The sequence below is a fragment of the Neobacillus drentensis genome (assembly GCF_036965645.1).
Taxonomy (GTDB): domain Bacteria; phylum Bacillota; class Bacilli; order Bacillales; family Cytobacillaceae; genus Neobacillus; species Neobacillus drentensis_D.
The window spans coordinates 479-21,177 of the sequence record NZ_JBALPZ010000029.1; the positions used below are offsets into that span (position 1 = coordinate 479).

General features: G+C 41.4%; 20 protein-coding genes and 3 riboswitches. Of the genes, 2 read left to right on the forward strand and 18 right to left on the reverse strand.

Annotation, left to right across the window (positions count from 1 at the left end):
- Positions 1-175 precede the first annotated feature (175 nt).
- A complete protein-coding gene (locus tag V7266_RS05355) occupies positions 176-883 on the reverse strand; it encodes a DUF421 domain-containing protein (RefSeq protein WP_335466420.1) in 708 nt (235 codons plus the stop codon).
- Between the two features lie 406 nt (positions 884-1,289).
- Between V7266_RS05355 and V7266_RS05360 the strand changes: the two genes are divergently transcribed.
- Together V7266_RS05360 and V7266_RS05365 are read left to right on the forward strand one after the other, a co-directional pair.
- A complete protein-coding gene (locus V7266_RS05360; RefSeq protein ID WP_335466422.1) occupies positions 1,290-1,400 on the forward strand; it encodes a YjcZ family sporulation protein in 111 nt (36 codons plus the stop codon).
- Between the two features lie 32 nt (positions 1,401-1,432).
- On the forward strand, positions 1,433-1,573 hold the full coding sequence (locus V7266_RS05365; RefSeq protein WP_335466424.1) for a YjcZ family sporulation protein: 141 nt from the start codon (positions 1,433-1,435) through the stop codon (positions 1,571-1,573).
- A 286-nt stretch (positions 1,574-1,859) separates the two neighbouring features.
- On the opposite strand, the gene V7266_RS05370 is transcribed toward V7266_RS05365, so the two are convergent.
- The 17 genes from V7266_RS05370 to V7266_RS05450 all read right to left on the reverse strand — a co-directional run bounded on the left by V7266_RS05370 (position 1,860) and on the right by V7266_RS05450 (position 20,657).
- Positions 1,860-2,696, reverse strand: coding sequence for a lipoate--protein ligase family protein (locus V7266_RS05370; RefSeq protein ID WP_335466477.1), 837 nt, complete (start codon positions 2,694-2,696; stop codon positions 1,860-1,862).
- Positions 2,697-2,792: 96 nt separating this feature from the next.
- Positions 2,793-2,975: a hypothetical protein gene (locus V7266_RS05375; RefSeq protein ID WP_335466426.1), complete on the reverse strand. Its 183-nt coding sequence runs from the start codon at positions 2,973-2,975 to the stop codon at positions 2,793-2,795.
- A 32-nt stretch (positions 2,976-3,007) separates the two neighbouring features.
- Entirely contained in the window at positions 3,008-3,874 is an 867-nt protein-coding gene (gene purU / locus V7266_RS05380; protein WP_335466427.1) for a formyltetrahydrofolate deformylase, read from the reverse strand.
- A 142-nt stretch (positions 3,875-4,016) separates the two neighbouring features.
- Positions 4,017-5,417 (reverse strand): dihydrolipoyl dehydrogenase, encoded by a 1,401-nt coding sequence (gene lpdA / locus V7266_RS05385; RefSeq protein ID WP_335466428.1) that lies wholly within the window; start codon positions 5,415-5,417, stop codon positions 4,017-4,019.
- A gap of 125 nt (positions 5,418-5,542) precedes the next feature.
- Positions 5,543-5,848 carry an iron-sulfur cluster biosynthesis family protein gene (locus tag V7266_RS05390; protein WP_335466430.1) on the reverse strand — a complete coding sequence of 102 codons (306 nt, stop codon included), beginning with the start codon at positions 5,846-5,848 and terminating at the stop codon, positions 5,543-5,545.
- Positions 5,849-5,883: 35 nt separating this feature from the next.
- The gene (lipA, locus tag V7266_RS05395; RefSeq protein WP_335466432.1) at positions 5,884-6,762 is read right to left on the reverse strand and encodes a lipoyl synthase; all 879 of its coding nucleotides are present in this window, start codon (positions 6,760-6,762) and stop codon (positions 5,884-5,886) included.
- Between the two features lie 88 nt (positions 6,763-6,850).
- The gene (gene gcvPB / locus V7266_RS05400; protein WP_335466434.1) at positions 6,851-8,341 is read right to left on the reverse strand and encodes an aminomethyl-transferring glycine dehydrogenase subunit GcvPB; all 1,491 of its coding nucleotides are present in this window, start codon (positions 8,339-8,341) and stop codon (positions 6,851-6,853) included.
- Complete coding sequence (gene gcvPA / locus V7266_RS05405; protein WP_335466436.1) at positions 8,328-9,686, reverse strand: aminomethyl-transferring glycine dehydrogenase subunit GcvPA; 1,359 nt, start codon at positions 9,684-9,686, stop codon at positions 8,328-8,330. Before gcvPA ends, gcvPB begins: the two co-directional genes overlap by 14 nt.
- Position 9,687: 1 nt before the next feature.
- Positions 9,688-10,083: a glycine cleavage system protein GcvH gene (gcvH, locus tag V7266_RS05410; protein WP_335466437.1), complete on the reverse strand. Its 396-nt coding sequence runs from the start codon at positions 10,081-10,083 to the stop codon at positions 9,688-9,690.
- Positions 10,084-10,204: 121 nt separating this feature from the next.
- Positions 10,205-11,317, reverse strand: coding sequence for a glycine cleavage system aminomethyltransferase GcvT (gcvT, locus tag V7266_RS05415; protein ID WP_335466438.1), 1,113 nt, complete (start codon positions 11,315-11,317; stop codon positions 10,205-10,207).
- 14 nt (positions 11,318-11,331) lie between these two features.
- Positions 11,332-12,210, reverse strand: a complete 879-nt coding sequence (gene sdaAA / locus V7266_RS05420) for an L-serine ammonia-lyase, iron-sulfur-dependent, subunit alpha (protein ID WP_335466440.1) — start codon at positions 12,208-12,210, stop codon at positions 11,332-11,334.
- Positions 12,210-12,722, reverse strand: a complete 513-nt coding sequence (locus tag V7266_RS05425; protein WP_335466441.1) for a serine dehydratase beta chain — start codon at positions 12,720-12,722, stop codon at positions 12,210-12,212. Before V7266_RS05425 ends, sdaAA begins: the two co-directional genes overlap by 1 nt.
- A gap of 15 nt (positions 12,723-12,737) precedes the next feature.
- Positions 12,738-13,988, reverse strand: a complete 1,251-nt coding sequence (glyA, locus tag V7266_RS05430; protein ID WP_335466443.1) for a serine hydroxymethyltransferase — start codon at positions 13,986-13,988, stop codon at positions 12,738-12,740.
- A 226-nt stretch (positions 13,989-14,214) separates the two neighbouring features.
- Positions 14,215-14,318, reverse strand: a riboswitch (glycine riboswitch).
- A 122-nt stretch (positions 14,319-14,440) separates the two neighbouring features.
- Entirely contained in the window at positions 14,441-15,829 is a 1,389-nt protein-coding gene (locus V7266_RS05435) for an amino acid permease (RefSeq protein WP_335466444.1), read from the reverse strand.
- Positions 15,830-16,075: 246 nt separating this feature from the next.
- Positions 16,076-16,132, reverse strand: a riboswitch (glycine riboswitch).
- Positions 16,133-16,135: 3 nt separating this feature from the next.
- Positions 16,136-16,238: riboswitch (glycine riboswitch) on the reverse strand.
- A 129-nt stretch (positions 16,239-16,367) separates the two neighbouring features.
- Entirely contained in the window at positions 16,368-18,698 is a 2,331-nt protein-coding gene (locus V7266_RS05440; RefSeq protein ID WP_335466446.1) for a beta-galactosidase, read from the reverse strand.
- 260 nt (positions 18,699-18,958) lie between these two features.
- A complete protein-coding gene (locus V7266_RS05445; RefSeq protein ID WP_335466448.1) occupies positions 18,959-19,894 on the reverse strand; it encodes a sugar phosphate isomerase/epimerase family protein in 936 nt (311 codons plus the stop codon).
- Positions 19,848-20,657: a phytanoyl-CoA dioxygenase family protein gene (locus tag V7266_RS05450; protein ID WP_335466450.1), complete on the reverse strand. Its 810-nt coding sequence runs from the start codon at positions 20,655-20,657 to the stop codon at positions 19,848-19,850. Before V7266_RS05450 ends, V7266_RS05445 begins: the two co-directional genes overlap by 47 nt.
- Between the last annotated feature and the right edge of the window lie 42 nt (positions 20,658-20,699).

The window sequence follows — 20,699 nt, forward strand, 5'->3', positions numbered from 1 at the left end:
TGTTCAATTTGTTGAAGCTTCAATGGATGTTATAAATAAAAAAGCGGTAAAAAAGCGGCTATATCCAAGTAGTAAACAATACTTGAACATAGCCGCTTTATAGATTTTTCCTTATAGTTCACGAGAATATTCGGTCAAACAGCAAAGGCAAAATTTACATAAAGTCCAGAGGAAGTTAATTATCTTTCCCTGGCTTATAATAATATGGATTACTTTTATGTTCCTTCTCTTCATTATTATCAATAAATAACTTTCCATCCTCTAAGTAAGTGGCTAACGTAATATTTTCTATTTTCTCGCCAGCTTTTTCAAGCTCGTTAATTAACCATCCTCGGTCTAAATTCAGATATTTTAAATTATGGTAAACTATTTGACCATCCATTATTAGAGGTATAGGAAGATATTCTTTCTTTACCTTTAAATTTAAATCGTTTGGTTGAACTGGACGGTATTCTGACTTAGGGATAACACTGATATTTCCTGTTTCCTCCATTACAGCGATAGCAATACTCTGTATATCTGTGTACCCTTTTACTCTTAAATGTGATAATAATTCATTCATAGGCATCCGTATTTTTTTCAACCCTTTTCTATCAATATCACCATTATGTATTATTACCGTTGGACTTTCATATAAGATCCATCTTAACTTATTATGTAAGGATAACCGGATTAAAATTTTATATAAAATGACTGTAATCACGGCAAAAATCATAGCTTTCCCTAAATGCTCAACCTCCACGGGCGAACTGATAATATTAGTAAGTATAAAAATATATAATAAATCAAAAGAGTGCATTTGGGATACAGCTTTTTTTCCTGTCACTCTTAAAAACAAATATCCTGCTATAAAAATAATGACAGCTTGGTAAATAGTGTCCAATAATACATCTCCCCTAAAAATAGATTGCCTTCAGAACATGAATTACCTTTAGTATTAGATGTTTCATTGGCGTCTAAACCATTAAACGTAAAGGAAACCACTTTATACAATATATTTTTTAAGAAGGTATTAGCGCGTTTCTCAAAACACCTCACCACTCTACTCTCATATATACATTTGTTTCTTCTGTGCTTCAATACATTTCCTTTAGGCATGCAAATCACATTATTTACCAATCACAACTTATCCTCTAACAAAGTATGAAAAATGTTTATAGAAATTTAACAATTTGTTAAGAAAGTGAAAGTTCTAAGTTCCAAATTGGGCAGTTGTATACCGAAATAGCCCTAACACCTTTTAGATTTAATCATATTTTGTATTGAATAGATGTAAAGGAGGTTATTAAATGGACGGTGTAGGAGCTGGTGGAGGTTTCGCATTAGTAGTTGTATTGTTTATCCTTCTTATTATTATAGGAGCGTCCTTTTTGGGCGGAGGATTCGGCGGCTTTTACTAACTAAATAATAACCATTAAAGGAGGGGAAATTTATGTTCGGATATGGAGGATTCGGCGGCTGTGGCTGTGGTGGCTACGGTTACGGTGGCGGCTTTGGTTATGGCGGAGGTTTTGCCATAATCGTTGTCTTGTTTATTTTATTAATTATCATTGGAGCAACTGTCTTTTATTAATAAAAAGCATCCAGCCTAATTTTTTCCAAATAAAAAGGCCCTTGTTTTTAGGGCTTTTTTATCTGGCTTTAATGCACCGAACGCATAATAAAGCTCTGAGGATGTAAAATGTATGGCGGTATAGCTGATGCTCAATACCAGCTTATGCATCAGTTTATATAAAGTATCGTCGGAATAAGCCCTAATTTTATTTCATATTTTCTATAACTAATACCACAAAGGCACTCGACTGGTAACTAGCGTTTGTATGTTCCTTTTATATAAATTCGTTTTGCAGCCTTTTTATCTACCTCCTAAAATTCCACTCATCGGAGGAATATTTACTTTTCGATAATTGATCTACATACCATTCTTCTTCAGTTGTTAATACGTATGGTTCTAATTCTATGTTTAATCCAACTTCAAATCCCTTGCGAAATGCCTCTTTTGCTTCCTCAAGGCCAATTGTTCGATCGGAAATCGCATTAATCGCCACAGCTTTTTCTCGAAAGGCACGCTGCACTCGTTCTTTCACTCGATCGTTCGCGTAGTTAAAAAGATGAAATAACTTGTCTTCATCTAAATCAAGTAAGATGGAGCCATGCTGCAGAACAACACCTTTTTGACGTGTCTGAGCGCTTCCGGCAATTTTCCTGCCTTCTACAACAAGTTCATACCAGGAAGGTACATCAAAACAAATGGAAGAGCGTGGTTTTTTTAAACCATTATGTTCTTCCTCCGTTTTGGGTACAGCAAAACTAGCCTCTAGACCGAGAAATTTAAAACCTTCAAGCAATCCTTGAGAAATAACACGATATGCTTCCGTGACATTTTTAGGCAGACCAGGATATTCCTCCGATACAATGACACTGTATGTAAGTTCATGTTCATGCAGCACGCCGCGTCCGCCTGTCGGACGTCTTACAAAACCAAGGTTGTATTTATTCACCATTTCAAAATTAATTTCCTTGTTCGCTCTTTGAAAATAACCAATCGATAGCGTAGCAGGATTCCAGCCATAAAAACGGATGGTCGGTGGGATTTTCCCCTGACTGTTCCAATCTAACAAAGCTTCATCAAGTGCCATATTATAGGAAGGGTCACAAAGTCCTGAATCGATAAATCTCCATTTTTCTGTCATTATCCTCAATCCCAATCGAATAGTGTAATCGTTCAATCCTTTTTCTATATATAAATAGAAGAAACAGGGTAAAATACAAAGCATGATCATCCTAACAAACTAAAACCACCAGCTATCAATTACTTTATATAGTGTATTCAATAAGATCCCAACGGCAAAAAGCAATAGCATGATATGTATGTAGTTTACCGTATGATTCCGTTTACTTTGAAGAAAAAACCATATCCAGAGAATAGCTAATATGAAATGAATAACGCCTAGTATACGTTCATGATCTGCCAATAACCTCATCTCCTATCATCTACCGGTTCAACTCATGTAAAAACAATCGTTTTATTGCCATGGACAAGTACTTTATCTTCAACATGCCAGGAAACCGCCTCGGCGAGAACCCTTTTTTCCACATGACGTCCAGCCGTCTTTAAATCTTCCACAGTATATCGATGATTAATCCGTTGCACATCTTGTTCAATAATCGGTCCTTCATCCAGATCATTGGTTACGTAGTGGGCAGTTGCTCCGATTAACTTTACACCTCGATTAAATGCTCGCACATACGGATTTGCCCCAACAAATGCCGGTAAGAACGAGTGATGGATGTTAATAATTTGATTAGGAAAATAGGATATAAATTTGGGGGAAAGAATTTGCATATACCTTGCCAAGACAATAAAGTCTACTTTCCCATCCAAAAGTTCTAATGCTTTCTGTTCAGCCTCTTCCTTTGTATCATGAGACATGGGGATATGATAAAAAGGAATGCCATACCCCTCAACCACTTCTTTTAAATCGGGATGATTACTGATGACCAAAGGGATATCTACCGAAATTTCCTTGGATTTCCAGCGCCAAAGCAGCTCATTAAGACAATGATCTGCTTTGGAAACAAAGATGGCCATTCGCTTTCTATTTTCATTACTGCTCAGCTGCCAATCAAACGTATAGTCCCGTCCCATTATATGTAGATCCTGCTCTAGTTTTTTAAATGTAGAATCAAAATCTTCCATTTCAAACTCGATCCGCATAAAAAATATCCCTGACTGTGGATCTGTTGTATGTTGGTCAAAATGGACAATATTCACCTTGTGTTCTAATAAGAAATTCGTTACCTTTGAGATAATACCAGGCTTTTCTGGACAAGAAATTAATAGTTTCACACGGTTCAGTTTTACTTTTGTCATCCTTGCTCCCACCATCCTTAGGACTATGATTTATGTGTCTTGAATTGATAGAAGGGTTACTCGTCCCGACTAAGAGGAATCCTCTCCTGCTCTGGAACTAGTTGATCTATTCTATAACACTATCATTCTTATAGTATTCGACTTACGCATGAATTGCCTTTCCATCTACAGCAAGCGCTGCTTCACCAATCGCTTCGGCTAAGGCTGGGTGTGGATGGATCGTATGTGCAATATCCATTGCCGTTGCATTCAATACACGTGCTAACCCCATCTCTGTAATCATATCTGTTACATGAGGACCTACCATATGAGCTCCTAACAATTTATTGGATTCTTCTTCCACAACCAATTTAATAAAACCGTCTGATTCACCAAATACGAGAGCCTTTCCGATCGCCCGGAATGAGAATTTACCGGTTTTAACTTGGAATCCTTTCTCCTTCGCATCCTCTTCTGAGAGTCCAACACTTGCTACTTCTGGACTGCAGTATACACATTTTGGAACTTCGGTTGGATCAAGCACTTTAGGATTTTTTCCTGCCATATGTTCAATGGCAATGATTCCCTCATGTGAGGCGACATGGGCCAGCTGCAATCCCCCAATAACATCGCCAATTGCGTAGATGTTGGGTTCATTTGTTTGATAGACTTCATTTGTTTTGATAAAAATCCCATTCATTTCAATGGCTGTTTTATCAAGCCCAATCCCTTCTGTATTCGGAAGTCTGCCTACCGAAACTAAAAGTTTGTCGGCTGAAAATGATACTTCTTTCCCTTTATGCTCCGCCTTGATCGAAACACCATCACCTTTTTCTAGGGTTTCTGAAAGCACCTTTGCTCCAGTGACGATTTTCACGCCTTTTTTCTTTAGTAAGCGCTGGATTTCCTTTGATACATCTTTATCTTCAGTCGGTAAAATACGATCAGCATATTCAATCACTGTAACCTGGATGTCGAAGTCTACCAGCATGGATGCCCATTCAATTCCAATTACTCCTCCGCCCACAATAATTATCGACTTTGGCAACGCATCCATCACCAAAGCTTCATCGGATGTCATGACATACTTTTCATCCGCTTCCAAGCCATGAAATGTTCTTGGACGGGAACCTGTTGCAATTAAAATATTACGTGGGTTAACAATGATTTCCTCTTCCCCATTGTTTAATTGCACTAATACATCTTTTGACTCCAGGATGTTTCCTTTTCCCTCATAAAGATCAATTTTTCCTTTTTGCATTAAATGTTGGATCCCTTTATACAGACGGTCCTGAATTTCTTCTTTCCGGGCTTGTACCTTTGTAAAATCAAGTCCAACTTCTGGGGCAATGACACCATATCGATTGGCATTTTTTGTTTGTGTATATAATTCTGCACTTCTTAATAAGGCCTTGGTTGGGATACATCCTGCATGAAGGCATGTTCCACCGATTTTTCCTTTTTCAATTACCGCCACTTTTAAACCTAATTGTGAGGCGCGAATGGCAGCCACGTAGCCGCCTGGTCCCCCACCGATAATCACAACGTCATATTGTTTTGTCATTTCCTTTCTCCTTTCCATCATACCAATTATACCTACAGGAAAACTTTGATTTTTAGTGATAAAAAACAGGTGATTCTCCCAGGATCCTAACATTAGCCAGGATCCTAACATTAGCCAGGTTCCTATTAATCTATTTCGATTGCACAGGCACTTGAGATAAAGCTGTCTCCGACTAGAAAACCTTGTCCCTCTTGATAATCAATGACTGTTTCTTCATCTAAATAACGTTTTGTAAAGCGATCCAGTCGGAGCTTAAGCCCTTCTATCTCTATGTCTAGATCGTTTCGTCGCGGTTCATCAAATAGAAGCGAAAACTTAACTGACATCCCGCATCCGCCAGCTACTTCGGCATCAATCCGAGGAATTCCCGCTTCATTACCAGCCAATTCTTTTAGCTTGTTTAAGGCTGCTTCTGTCATTTTTAACATCATTGGACCTCACCTCTCCTAGCACCGCATTTCATTGATTACGCGTTCGCCTTTGCTGCATGGACCTGTTCATCTGCATGATATGAGGAGCGAACAAGCGGGCCGGCTTCACAGTGACTAAACCCTTTTGACATCGCTATTTCTTTTAATTCATCAAACTCTTGCGGACTCCAATATTTTTGAACTTTTAAATGATGTTTGGTCGGTTGTAAATATTGTCCGATCGTCATAATATCGACATGGTTCCTGCGAAGATCATCCATCGTTTCGATAATTTCTTCTTTTGTTTCTCCAAGACCAATCATAATACTTGATTTTGTTGGAATAGCGGTATTTAATTCTTTTGCGCGGCGTAAAAATTCAAGGGAACGTTCGTAGGTAGCGCGTGCTCGAATTTTTGGTGATAAACGTTTTACCGTCTCAATATTGTGATTTAAAATGTCGGGCTTCGCATCCATTAATGTCTTTAGGTTGTCATACTCACCATTCATATCAGAAGGAAGAACTTCAATACTGCAAAATGGATTACGGCGTCTTACGGCCCTGACTGTTTCTGCAAAAACCCCGGCTCCTCCATCCTTTAAATCGTCACGGGCAACAGCTGTAATCACGACGTGCTTTAGCCCCATCTGCTCCACAGATTCAGCGACCCGCTCCGGCTCTTCCCAATCAAGCTCTGTCGGCAGCCCCGTTTGAACCGCACAGAATCTGCAGGCACGTGTACATATACTTCCTAAAATCATAAAGGTTGCCGTTTTTCGTGATGCCCAGCATTCATGAATATTCGGACATTTGGCTTCTTCACAGACTGTGTGAAGCTTTTTTTCACGCATCATCGTTTTTAAACCTGTATACTGTTCATTCGTGTTTAGTTTTATCTTGAGCCATTCTGGTTTACGTACATACTCGGTGGCCATCTTATTCACTCCTATGAACGGATCCTATTATCTTTTAACTTGAAAACCATCTGTGCAGCGTATCCACTGCACAGATGAAGATTTCATTTTATGCGTTTACAGTTTCTTTTTCTTTCACGGTTGAGTCCTCTTTTGTATAACGCAAAATCGGTTGTCTGGCTGCCTGTACTTCATCCAATCGGCCAATTACCGTTGTATGAGGTGCCTCTAATACGATACCTGGGTTTTCCTCTACCTCTTTGGCAATTTGAATCATCACTTCAGCAAAGGCATCCATTGTTTCCTTTGACTCGGTTTCCGTCGGTTCGATCATCAAACACTCTTCCACATTCAGTGGGAAGTAAATGGTCGGCGGATGGTAACCAAAATCCAGCAGACGTTTGGCCATATCAAGTGTTCTTACCCCTAACTTTTTCTGTCTTGACCCTGATAACACAAATTCATGCTTACAAATTTGTGAATATGGTGCATCAAAATGCGGCTCAAGCTTTTTGCGAAGATAGTTCGCATGAAGGACGGCACCTTCCGATACTTGACGTAATCCTTCAGGTCCCATGGTGCGAATATAGGTGTACGCACGCAATAGAATTCCGAAGTTTCCATAATATCCTTTCACACGACCAATTGATAGAGGCTGGTTATAGTCTAGCTGATATTGATTATTCTCTTTGACCACTCGTGGAACTGGTAAAAACGGAATCAGATTCTCTTTCACTCCGACTGGACCAGCACCTGGGCCGCCGCCGCCATGAGGTGTCGTAAATGTTTTATGAAGATTTAAATGCACAATGTCAAAGCCCATTTTACCAGGTGTTGTTTTTCCTAAAATTGCATTGGCATTCGCTCCGTCATAGTACAATAAACCGCCTGCTTCATGGACAACATTCGCAATTTCAACAATTTCTTTTTCAAACAAACCAAGTGTATTCGGATTGGTCAGCATCAGGGCAGCTGTGTTATCATCCACATGTTTCTTTAATTCTTCCAGGTCGACTAACCCATGCTCATTGGATGGAATAGTTATAGTTTCATAGCCGGCAACCGATGCACTTGCAGGGTTTGTTCCATGTGCCGAGTCCGGAACAAGGACCTTTGTTCTCACTTCACCTTTTTGTTTATGGTAAGCTTTGACCATCATTAACCCTGTCCATTCACCTTGTGCGCCAGCTGAAGGCTGCAGGGTCACTGCATCCATACCTGTGATAACAGCAAGTTCTTCCTGTAATTCATATAAAACTTCTAATGCACCTTGGACCGTTTCAGTTGGCTGGTAGGGATGAATACGGCTAAACCCTTCCAAACGGGCTACATCTTCATTTATTTTTGGATTGTACTTCATTGTACAAGAGCCAAGTGGATAGAAACCGTTATCGATCCCATGGTTCTTATTGGAAAGTGCTGTATAATGGCGAACAAGCTGTAACTCTGATACTTCCGGGAGTTCTGCCGGAATATCACGAATCAAATGCTTCGGAAATTTATCCTTTAACTCCACTTTCGCAACATCACTTTCCGGAAGGCTTGAACCCACTCGTCCTTGACGACTAATTTCAAAAATCAGCTCATTATAATCCACCATTTACAACCGCCTCCAATACCTCGATAAATTGGTCAATCTCTTCTTTCGACCTCTGCTCGGTCACAGCGATCAGCATTTGATTTTCAAAGCCGTAATCACTATCTAAGTTAAAGCCTCCGATGATACCCGCCTCAAGCAGTTTTGCGTTTACCTCTTTGACTGGAAGAGGAAGTTCGACCACAAATTCATTAAAGAATGGTGCTTGGTTCGTAACGATAAAGCCTTTCTTTTGGAGACATTTTGCCGTGTAATCAGCTTTTTCGATGTTTAGCTGAGCCATTTCACGAATACCCTGCTTCCCAAGTGCACTCATACAAACAGCCGAAGCAAGGGCGTTTAAGGCCTGATTTGAACAAATATTGGATGAGGCTTTGTCACGGCGAATATGTTGTTCGCGTGCTTGAAGGGTTAGGACAAAGCCACGCTGTCCTTTCTCATCTTTTGTTTGCCCGACAATCCGTCCAGGGATTTTCCGCATGAATTTCTTACTTACGGCAAAATAACCACAGTGCGGACCTCCAAAAGACATCGGAATTCCTAATGGCTGCATATCTCCCACCACAATGTCCGCCCCGAGCTTACCAGGAGCCTCAAGGAGCGCCAGCGCTAGCGGATTGGCACTTACGATGAAGAGTGCTCCGTTTGCAGCGGCCAGTTTCTTAATTTCTGCCAAATCTTCAATCGAACCGAAGAAGTTAGGATATTGAACAATAACAGCGGCTGTTCCCTTATCGATTTGTTCTTGTAATTTTTCTAAGTCTGTTACATCAACAGCAAGATTCACCTCTTCCACTGCATACCCTTGACCACTTGCCACCGTATTTAAGATGGCACGTGATTCAGGATGAACGGCCTTAGAAACGAGCACTTTCGAACGTCTGGTTGATGAAACAGCAAGTGATGCCGCTTCCGCAAGAGATGTAAAACCATCGTACATGGAAGAATTGGCAACATCCATTCCTGTCAACTCACAAACCATCGTTTGGAATTCAAAAATCGCTTGCAATTCGCCTTGGCTGATTTCCGGCTGGTATGGTGTATAGGCTGTATAAAATTCAGAACGTGAAATCATGTGGTTGACCACACTTGGTATGTAGTGATCATAAGTTCCTGCCCCTAGAAAGGTTGGGTATTGATTCGCGTTTTTATTTATAGAAGCAAGCCGATTCATTTTTTTCAGTAGAAGTACCTCAGGGTCCGCCTTTGGTATATTTAGCTCACCTTGCAATTGAATTTCAGCTGGAATATCTTCAAACAACTCATCAATAGATGACATATTTAAAAAAGCGAGCATTTCTTCTTGATCTTGTTTCGTATCAGGGAGATATCTGTAAGTAGATGTCATTCTATTCCTCTCCTTCATTGATAAATGCTTGATACTCATCTTCTTTTAAAAGAGATTCCAATTCTTCTGGACTTGACATTTCCACTTCTACTAACCAGCCTTTGCTGAATGGATAGGCGTTAATCGTTTCTGGAGCATCTTCCAACTCCTCGTTAATCCGAACAACTGTCCCTGAAACTGGAGAATAAATTTCAGAAACGGCTTTAACCGATTCAATTGTTCCCATGGATTCATCTGCTGTTACATCATCATCCACTTGCGGACTTTCTACAAATACGATATCTCCTAGCTGTTTTTGGGCATAATCAGAAATCCCAATTCGCACTCGATTTCCGTCTAATTGTAAAACCCACTCATGTTCTTTGCTATATAGTAAGGTTGCAGTCGCTTTTGTCATTATTATTACTTCCTTTCAATTTTTAAAATTTGAGTTTAAGATTTTTTAAGTATTTATTTTATCTGCCAGGCTGCCTTGCTGCAGCCTGTATCGTAGTATTCTAGAGAACTCTGATACTCTATTAACCTCTTTTATAGAATGGTGTTTTCACAACAACAGCATCAATCAGCTTATTGCGAATTTCTACTTTTAACTTTGTCCCCACTTCAGCATGTTCTGCATCTAGTAAAACAAGACCAATGCTTTTCTTTAATGTTGGTGATTGGGTTCCGGATGTCACAACACCAATGTCCTCTCCACCTTCTGAAACAACCTTATAACCATGACGAGGGATCCCCCGTCCAGTGGTTTCAATCCCCACTAATTTTCGTTTTAATCCAGCTTCCTTTTGGGCTATAAGTACGGCTTTCCCGATAAAGTCACTTTCTTTTTTCAGTTTTACGGCGAAGCCGATCCCTGCTTCAAGCGGACTAATATCACTTAACAATTCTTGACCATAGAGTGCTAGCCGTGCTTCTAAGCGAAGCGTATCACGTGCTCCAAGCCCACATGGCTTTAGGCCTTCTTCACTTCCTGCGGCTAAAAGTGTTTCCCAAAGTGTTTCCGCCTGCTCCGCTGCAAAATAGAGCTCAAAACCATCTTCTCCTGTATAACCCGTACGGGATACGAGTACATCTTTTACACCGTCAAGAACAACATGTTGGGCAAAATAAAATGAGCCTATTTTAGATAGATCGATGCCCGTTAACTTTTGCAAAATACCTTCCGCTTTTGGACCTTGTATGGCAAGCTGGGCGATTTCATTCGAAATATTTTGGAGCGTCATCTCTCCTTTTACATGTTGCTGCATCCAGTTGAAATCTTTCTCAATATTGGCGGCATTAATGACGAGTAAATATTTTTCATGATCTAATTTATAGACTAATAGATCATCGACTGTTCCCCCGTCTGGATAGCACATGGCGGTATACTGTGCTTGATTGATGGCAAGCTTTGTCACATCGTTGGTGACAAGGTAGTTGATGTAACTCTCTGCATCTTTCCCCTCAATAAGCACTTCACCCATATGAGACACATCAAAAAGTCCTGCTTTTGTTCGGACCGCTTCATGTTCATCTATAATGCTCGAAAACTGGACTGGAAGTGCCCAGCCTCCAAAATCTATAACCTTCGCACCATATTTTCCATAAGTTTCGAAAAGTGGCGTTTGCTTTAATGCTGTTACCGTACTCATCTTGCTCCCCCCTATTATTTCCTGCAAAATAGTCGTTCTTTTACTTGTTTTCCGGTTTCAGTTGTTGCCAGACCGCCAAGTGCGGTTTCGCGGAGTGTCCGAGGCATATCTTTTCCAACCCTGTACATGGCTTCAATGACCTCATCACAAGGAATACGGCTTTCAATCCCGGCAAGGGACATGTCAGCTGCTGAAAATGCGATGGAGGTTCCGATCACATTCCGCTTAATGCATGGAACTTCCACAAGTCCTGCCACTGGGTCACAAACCAAACCCAAAAGTGACTTCATCGCAATGGCAGTGGCATTTACAGCTTGCTGTGGTGTACCCCCTTTTAACTCAACAATCGTTCCGGCGGCCATAGCCGTTGCCGAACCGACCTCAGCCTGGCACCCTCCGGCTGCTCCCGAAATAAAGGAACGGTTCGCAATGACATATCCCAGCATGCTTGCCGTAAACAACCCCATGACTAAATCTTTAAAAGGTGTACCATCATTTTTATGAAGTGAAAACAATACCCCAGGTAAAATGCCTGCTGCCCCGGCAGTCGGCGTTGCTACAATAACACCCATTCGGGCATTGTTTTCCGAAGTGGCCAGAGAAAAGGCCATTGCATTGCTGATATAATTTCCTGACAAAGATTTACCTTGATTCATATAATCATTCATTTTCACGGCATCACCGCCGGAAAGACCGCTTGGAGCGGCTGATGCATCATTTATGCCGCTCGTAACAGCTTCTTTCATTTTGATTAAGCGTTCTTCCATCATGTTCATAATGGTTTCTTGGTCTTTTCCTGACCTTTTTACTTCCATCATCAACATCATTTCACCAATGGTTTTTTGTTCACTTTCACAAGCCTCGATTAACTCTCTCATGGATTGAATTTCCATCATTTTGCCCCCACTAGTCTTTTCCTTTTAGGTTGATAATGACGAGCAAGAGCTGTAAAATCATCGCCTGCACTCAGGCGGATATCGACCATTTCGTCGTCAATCATAAAGATTTTGGATAAGCCGCCGCCGAGTGAGACGCCGCCCACTTTAACCGCATATTCCTCACATTTTGCTGTTACGATGGCTATATTTGGATGGTCATAATACTTGCAGTCTTCTGCAAATTCGAACCGGTACTGCAACCCATCCTTTTTAGCCCATTCCAATGAATTTTTTATTCGTGGATCATCCGTCTCCATCCCGAGCAATCCGCCAAGAAGGGCTTTATCGGTTCCATGTCCTTGATAGGTCTCAGCAAAAGAATCATAAAAAACAATATTGGCTTCTTGCGGACAATCTTCCAATAATTCGTATATAAACTTTCCGATCGACACAACACCAGCTGTATGAGAACTCGACGGTCCTACCATGATCGGCCCGATAATGTCAAAACAACTTTGAAATTCCATCCGCATGCCCCTTTCTTAAACTGTAACTGCCTCTTGAAATAACGGATAGGCGTCACAAATCGTTTGAGTCGTTTCTTTTGCTTTCTCGAGTACAATTTTGTCCCCTTTACTTTTTAGAACAGCCGCAATCACTTTTCCAATTTTAATCATTTCATCCTGCTTCATGCCGCGTGTCGTTAGAGCCGCCGTTCCCATCCGGATACCGCTCGTCACAAACGGTTTTTCGGGATCATACGGAATCGTATTTTTATTGACTGTAATGCCCGCTTCCTCTAATAATTTTTCAGCTACTTTTCCAGTTAGGTTCCACGGACGTAAATCTAAAAGAACAATATGGTTATCCGTTCCACCAGAAACGAGGGCGGCACCTTCATTTTTCAATGTCTCGCCAAGTGTGGCTGCATTTTCAATCACTTGTTTCGCATATTCCTTAAAGCTTGGCTGCAATGCTTCTTTGAAGGCTACGGCCTTGGCTGCAATGATGTGCATGTGCGGGCCGCCTTGTATCCCAGGGAACACAGATTTATTAATCGCTTTTATGATTTCTTCATCATTTGTTAAAATAATGCCGCTGCGCGGTCCTCTTAATGTTTTATGCGTCGTGCTCGTTACAACATCGGCATATGGAACCGGCGACGGATGAACTCCGGCTGCCACAAGCCCGGCAATATGCGCCATATCTACCATGAATTTTGCGCCAACTTGATCAGCAATTTGTCTAAAGCGAGCGAAATCGATCTTTCTTGGGTAAGCACTTGCCCCTGCAATAATTAATTTCGGTTTTTCCTTTTTCGCAACCGCTTCCAGCTCATCATAGTCGATTAATTGAGTATCCTCTCTTACTCCATAGGACACGATATCAAACCATTTTCCTGAAACACTGACAGGGCTTCCGTGAGTTAAGTGCCCCCCTTGCGCGAGGTTCATCCCCATCACTTTATCACCAGGCTGAAGCAAGGCGAAAAATACGGCAAAGTTTGCTTGTGCCCCTGAGTGCGGCTGGACATTTGCATATTTAGCGCCAAACAGCTGAGTTAGGCGTTCAATCGCTGTTTGTTCTGCCACATCGACCACTTCACATCCTCCATAGTAGCGCTTCCCTGGATAGCCTTCCGCATATTTATTGGTCATCACACTTCCCATGGCTTCTAAGACATCTGGGCTAACGAAGTTTTCAGATGCAATCAACTCCAATGTTTGAAGCTGCCGATCCTTCTCTTTCTTAATAGCTTCAAAAATAGTTGAATCATTTTGTTGTAATCCCATTCCTACTCCTCCTTGAAATGACTTAAGCTACCCTCCGGTTTGTCAAAATGGAAGACTTTACTGCTTCTTTAAAGCGAAACACTGCTATTTTTGCACGCAAAAAAGGACAGCAGAAGGGCAGCTTAAAGCTTCTTTTTCCCTTCTCTGTCCTTTTTACCTGAGAGTTTGGTTCCGTATGGAACATTCCCCTTTGGTGGCATATCTCGATACGCGCTCTCCAGAGTTGCGTCCAGTGGTGGTTCCATCTACCTGAGAGATTTATTCCAAGGGTTTTTTTGGAACTTGCTCCTTCGGTGGCGTTTTATTAGTGCACTCTCCCACAACTGTCATCCGCTCTATTTTTTTGTTATTTTCAGAATAGTTGTTATAGTATTCCAAGTCAAGCGTTTTTTTATTTTTTTTGAAAACGGTATCAAAAATAAGAAACTAAGACTGCTCATTGGAGTGACTAATTAGTTTTCTGGTATAGTTTCTTGATTCACCTGTTCGACTTGATTTGAGTTCATACTCCGAACCTTATAAATGGCTATTAGCAAAATAAACCAGACTGGCGTTACAAACAAGGCAATACGTGTATCTTCCGCAAGAGCAAGTACCACAAGTACAAAAGCTAGGAAAGCAAGGATGAGATAATTGGAAAATGGATAAAGCGGCAATTTAAACTTGTTGACTTTTGCTAGATCTGGTCTTGTTTTACGGTATTTTAAATGGCTGATGACCGTAATTCCCCAAATAAAGATGAAACACACTGTAGATATACTAGTAATGAGTGTAAATACTCCTTCTGGCATCACATAGTTCAAAATAACAGCAATCAGAATCACCACAGTTGAAAAGAACAAGGCATTGGAAGGTACTTTCCGTGAAGTAAGTTTTGCAAATGATTCAGGTGCATTTTTATCTTTGGCAAGTGAGTATACCATCCGGCTTGTACTAAAGACTGCGCTGTTACAAGCTGAAGCCGCGGATGTTAGGACGACAAAATTGACAATACCAGCTGCAGCTGCGATCCCAACTGCTACGAAGACCTGGACAAATGGGCTTTTGGCTGGATTTATGGCGTTCCAAGGATAAATACTCATAATGACTACTAGTGCACCAAGGTAGAAAAGAAATACTCGAATGGGGATATTATTAATTGCCTTTGGGATCACTTTTTCTGGATCTTTGGTTTCACCTGCTGTAAGTCCCACAAGTTCAATTCCTACAAAGGCAAAAACGACCATCTGGAAGGAGAGGATAAATCCATTCATTCCATTCGGGAACATGCCCCCATGTTTCCATAAATTTGTGAAACTAGAAGGTCCTGAATTCGTAGAGAAACCTTTAAGGATCATGAAAATACCAACTGCAATCAAGGATATAATCGCAATGACTTTAATTAAGGCAAACCAGAATTCCATTTCACCAAAAAGTTTAACGGTTGTAAGGTTCATAATTAACAAAATGACCAGGGCAATTAATCCCGGCATCCATTGTGGCACATTCGGAAACCAATATTGGGTATAGAGACCCACGGCTGTTAAGTCTGCCATTGCAATGGAAATCCAGCAGAACCAGTACGTCCAGCCAGTGATAAAGGCTGCCATATTGCCTAAATAGTCTCTTACGAAGTCAACAAAAGAATGATAGTTCAAATTGGTTAAAAGAAGTTCGCCAAGTGCGCGCATGATTAAAAAGCAAATGGCTCCCGTAATGATGTAAGCAAATAAAATCGATGGTCCTGCTAAATGAATCGATTTTCCTGCACCAAGAAATAATCCCGTTCCAATGGCTCCACCAATAGCGATTAGTTGTACGTGCCTGTTTTTTAGGCCTCTTTCCAATTGTTGTTCCTGCATTCGATTTCCCCCTCTACTTTTCTAGGATTTGTTACAATTATTGGTCGATTTAAATCCTATTAATTGCAATTTAATATCCTATTAAAAGTTTAGTATAAGTATTTCTGGTTAATTCGACCTCGGTAAGAGCGCTTACAATTTAAGTTAAATAAAAAATTTAATAGTACATTCCTCCTTTTGCCGTTTTGCTATCTTTCCCTAACATAAAAAAGGACAGAGGGAAAGATAGATGTTCTCTACTCTTTCCTCTGTCCTTTTACCTGAGAGTTTAACTCCTTTGGTGGCTCATGGCTCTCTCCAGAGATGCGTCCTATTATGGTCCTTTTACCTGAGAGATTGGTACCCAGTAGTTTGGGAACTTGCTCCTTCGGTGCCAAACAATGTGTTTGGTCTCTCCCATAATATTCATCCGCTATCATTCAATTAATTTTCATACTACTCTACTGATAGAATGATGTCAATAAAATATTCCGAATTTATTAATTATTTTGAAAAAATATATATTACGAAAAAGATTTCCTTATTTTTCTTTAATTCATTAAACATCCATTTCAAGTTCACGAATAGCTGTAGCCTTAATTGATTTAATTTCAGCTATTTGTTTGTTTATCACCTCTGCTCTTGCTGCCATTGGGGAATCACTCTTGACAAAACTCCCCTCTTTCAATGGGGAGATATAAATATACATCCCTTTTTCTAACAAGTCTTGTTTATGTTGTTGTAAGCCGATTTCCCATGTATCATGATTACAAAAATTATCATGAAATAACTCGCCATCGATAAACGCATAACCAATATCGCCAACATATTCAATTTGCAGAAGAAGTTCTTTTACATTATCAAATACCTCGGGCTTAAAATAAATCACAGCTTTATTTTGTTTGACCAGTTTAACCTCTAAGTCTGTATGACTGATACTGATCGTTTTCTTATATTCCTTAAAAATGCCATGGTTACGACAAGAAGTTTCCTCTCCGGCTATTTTAATCTTATCCATAAAGCCTGGGAATGATTTTATTTCAACAGTCTCTAGACCTTCGCTTTCCAGTCTTATTTTTTCTCCGGCCACAAGTAAGGCTGCATTCGTAATCAAAACCTGTTCTTTCCCTCTATATGGATACTTCCAAAAGTTTAAGCTTTGTTCATTTGTCAACGTACAAACATGAAGCCTCTTCCCTGATTTCAACATGATATCGACTAGACTAATCTTTTCATTACTTACCTGTATCAACGTATTTTCATCAGAAATGATGCTCCCATTATCTACACTTACCTCTTGGATATCAACACTTTCAAAATAATATTCACCCTTCATTCCTTTGGGAGTGAAGAAGAAAAAGTATGTTTCCCCATCATGCTCTAGGCTTGTTAATAATTGAGTCGTTGAATATTTAAGATTTAGTCCGTTTAAATCCAAGTTAAATGGAAGGATACAGCACTCATCCTTCGCTAACGACATACTGCCGGATTTAGGAAAACGAATCTCTTCATTCTCAAGGTTAACTGTGATGGCAAAGTCTTTTTGATCCTTCGTATCGACATGATCCTGATAATTATTAATAAAAACAAAACCAGATTCTTCATTTGCTCTTATAGCATATCTCAATGTTTCAATATCATTTGGGTCCATATCTTTCAGTTCATATGGAAGGACGGTTTTAGTTTTGCAAAAGCTTTCCTCCATTGTTTTATAAAAATAATGTTGACGCTTTAATCTCTTATATGACTCTCTTAACTGTCCAAACTCTCCAATGGGAGCTTGATAGTCGTATGATATTTTAGGGGTAGCATTTTCATTCATGAAAGGGGTCTTTTTCCCTTTCGGATTGGAACCACCATGGAAAACATAGTAGCCAACCAAGTTACATCCACCCGCTGTCTTCATTGCTGTCATTGCATCAACACTTTCATATGGCAGCTTGAATCTATATTTATAGAAAACGGTCATTCCTCCCCCCATTTCACAGCAAGCAAATGGCAGGCTCTCAGGACGATAAGCAGGAGTAAACCCATAGTTTTTCTGTTCGTCGTTATGATAGTCTCTAAAAATAAATTCGGGTGTTGCAGGGTGTTCCTTCACATCTCCATAGAAAATCCATGGCCAGAACGCGTAGCCTCCCCATAATGGAAGTACCTCTTCCACAGGTGCTGCTGCGCCTCCCCAGCCAGTACTGGTATAGATTGGAGTTTCAATTCCAGCCTGGATGGCTAATTCCTTTAGTTTAATCATATGTGCATCACTATCTCTGCCAGCTGGTACCCACTCATTCCCTGTTCCATTTGTTATTTCCCACGGTGCACCTGCATGTTCGTACTCATTCTCAATCTGGGCTCCGATGATTGGGCCGCCCTCTTTAAAAAGGAATCCTTGAACCTGCTTGCCAATTTCTTGATAAAACCTTTTCACATAGGTCAAATATTCTATATCATTTGAACGAAGATCAAAGGGTCGTCCGAAGAGCCAATCAGGAATTCCGCCGTTTCTTGCCTCACCATGGGCAAATGGACCGATTCTCAAGATGACGCCCATCCCATGCTTTCCGCAAAGCCCAACAAATCTTCTGAGGTTTTTATTTCCCTCCCAATCAAATATTCCTTGCTCCTCTTCATGATGGTTCCAAAAAATATAGGTTGGGATTATATTAATACCACCCATTTTCATTTTGATGATTTCATCTTCCCATTTTTCACAATTGTATCTACTGAAATGGAATTCACCGCTTATACCAAAAAACGGCCGGCCATTCTTTTCCATATAATAGTTTGTAAAGCTATAATTTTCTCCTGCTAGATTGGATCCACCAAGTTTTGTATCAAGTGGGTATATCTCTTTTTGCGTATTTCTCACGTCAATACTATAGGCTCTCACGAAACGATTTCCTCCAACTAGTGATTTAAAATCATTGTTCCATGGTGATTGGTCAAGATGTAAAGCTTGTTCAAATTGTTCTATAGAACTGTTGAATTTATTAAGCCCCACTAACCCAACGCTTGCCGCATAAACAAGCTTATGCTTCCGATTTGCCGTGGCAAATTTTTCCTCTAATCCGAAAAAGCCCTTGACTTACAAGGACTTTTCCAATTGGCAAACAGAGGTTAAAATCTCAACATGAACCTGTTCCTTTTTGTTTAAACCCGTTCCCATAAGGACCGGGCAATCCTTGCAAACTGCAGCGCTTGCGTCCAGCGGTCGCTCACCTCGTACTGCACGCCGTCCTGGCCTCGCACCGTAATCGCATATGGTGGCGGCCCCAGCTCGCAGACAAACGGCAGTACCTCGTCTTCCTTTGCTGTTTGACGCCAGCTGCGCATCCCTCCGAGCCACCAGCGTTGAAAGTTCTGCAACATCGTGTGTTCAAACTCGCAGTCAGCGGCTCCCACCTCATCCATACTTCCAAACATGGGCATATCGATCTGCACCTGCTCTCCGTTCGATACGCGGGCAAGTATGCTTTTCGTCCGAGGCAGCAGCGTCTGGAGAAGCTCTTCTGCCTCTTCCGACACCGTACGCATTTCCCCGGCAACGACATAATGTGAAAAGTCGATCGTCAGCTCAAGACCAGGCAAGCGCTGAGCATACTCTACCGTGCGCAGTAGATCCTGCGTGATCGTGCCGCGGTGCGTTTCGATATACGCTGGGATACCCGCAGAGCGCGATAACTCCGCTATGTCAGCAAGCAGCTGTACTGCTTGCTCTCCGACCAGAAACGGACTCATCACCTGTACATTGACGAAATCGACCCTTCCGAATGATTTTGCGTTGCCTAGAAAAACTTCCAGTTCCGCCGCCGTTTTCGGATACGCATTTACGCTATATGAAAGGTTGTATTGATTCAGCAACCGAGACAAGCGTTCGGCCTCCCTGTCCTCCGGCAGAAAGCCGTTAATGCCGTCGTAGCCCGCTTCGGCGATGCGCCGCACCTTTTCCTCCATGCTCCATTCGTCGCCAGTGCTGTTTTCAACTCCCAGTCCGTTCATCCCCCACCAGGACATTAGCACCTCGAGCCGCGGCTCACGCTTAGTGGATATACGGTGAATCGTACTCAACGCCGCACGGACCTCCATTCGGATTGGACTCCAGTTCCACCAGGGTACCGTCTGCCCGGAATAGAGGACGATAATAAGTGGAAATGTGTGTGGCCGAGCTGTTGGCGTAATGGCAAATGAACGAGCGGCGGAAACGATCTTTCGTCTTATTGCGATACGAGCCGTGAATCAGATTCCCATTGAAAAAGAGCACATCGCCCCTCTCCATCACTGCCGGAATTGCCTTCTGATCCTTCGGGGGCTTCACGTAGTGTGTAGTGAATGATTCCTTTGAATCGGACAATTCAGGACATACGATATCATAGGCACTCGTCTTTGGCACAATTAACAGGCCGCCGTTCTCCTCATCCGCTGGATCGATCGCCGTCCAAGCGGCGATGCAGTTGCCCGGCTCGACCTTTAAGTAAAAGTTATCCTGATGAAGCGCCTGTCCCCGTGCGCCCGGAGGCTTGTAATAGAACATGCTTTGGGCCGCCAACGGTTCTTCCTCATACAAATCAGCCAGCGTATCCATTACCGGTTGATGCAGCATATACCGCTTGGCTGTTTCATTAAACCGGTGCGGATGCATGACCCTCGGATAACGCTTTAACGGATCGGTCGTTTCCTCCTGCAAATCCGGCTCAAAATGTCCCGGGATTACCTGATGGCTAATGTCCTCAAAGGTTCTGTCAATCTCCGCCAGCTGCTCCTCCGTAAACAATCCTTTGACTATTACATAACCTTCCTTTTCAAACTGCTGCTTTAGCTCATCCGTTAACATTCGATGATTATACACCATGTCTTTACCCTCTCCTATTTCTACTATGAGTGATATTTAGCA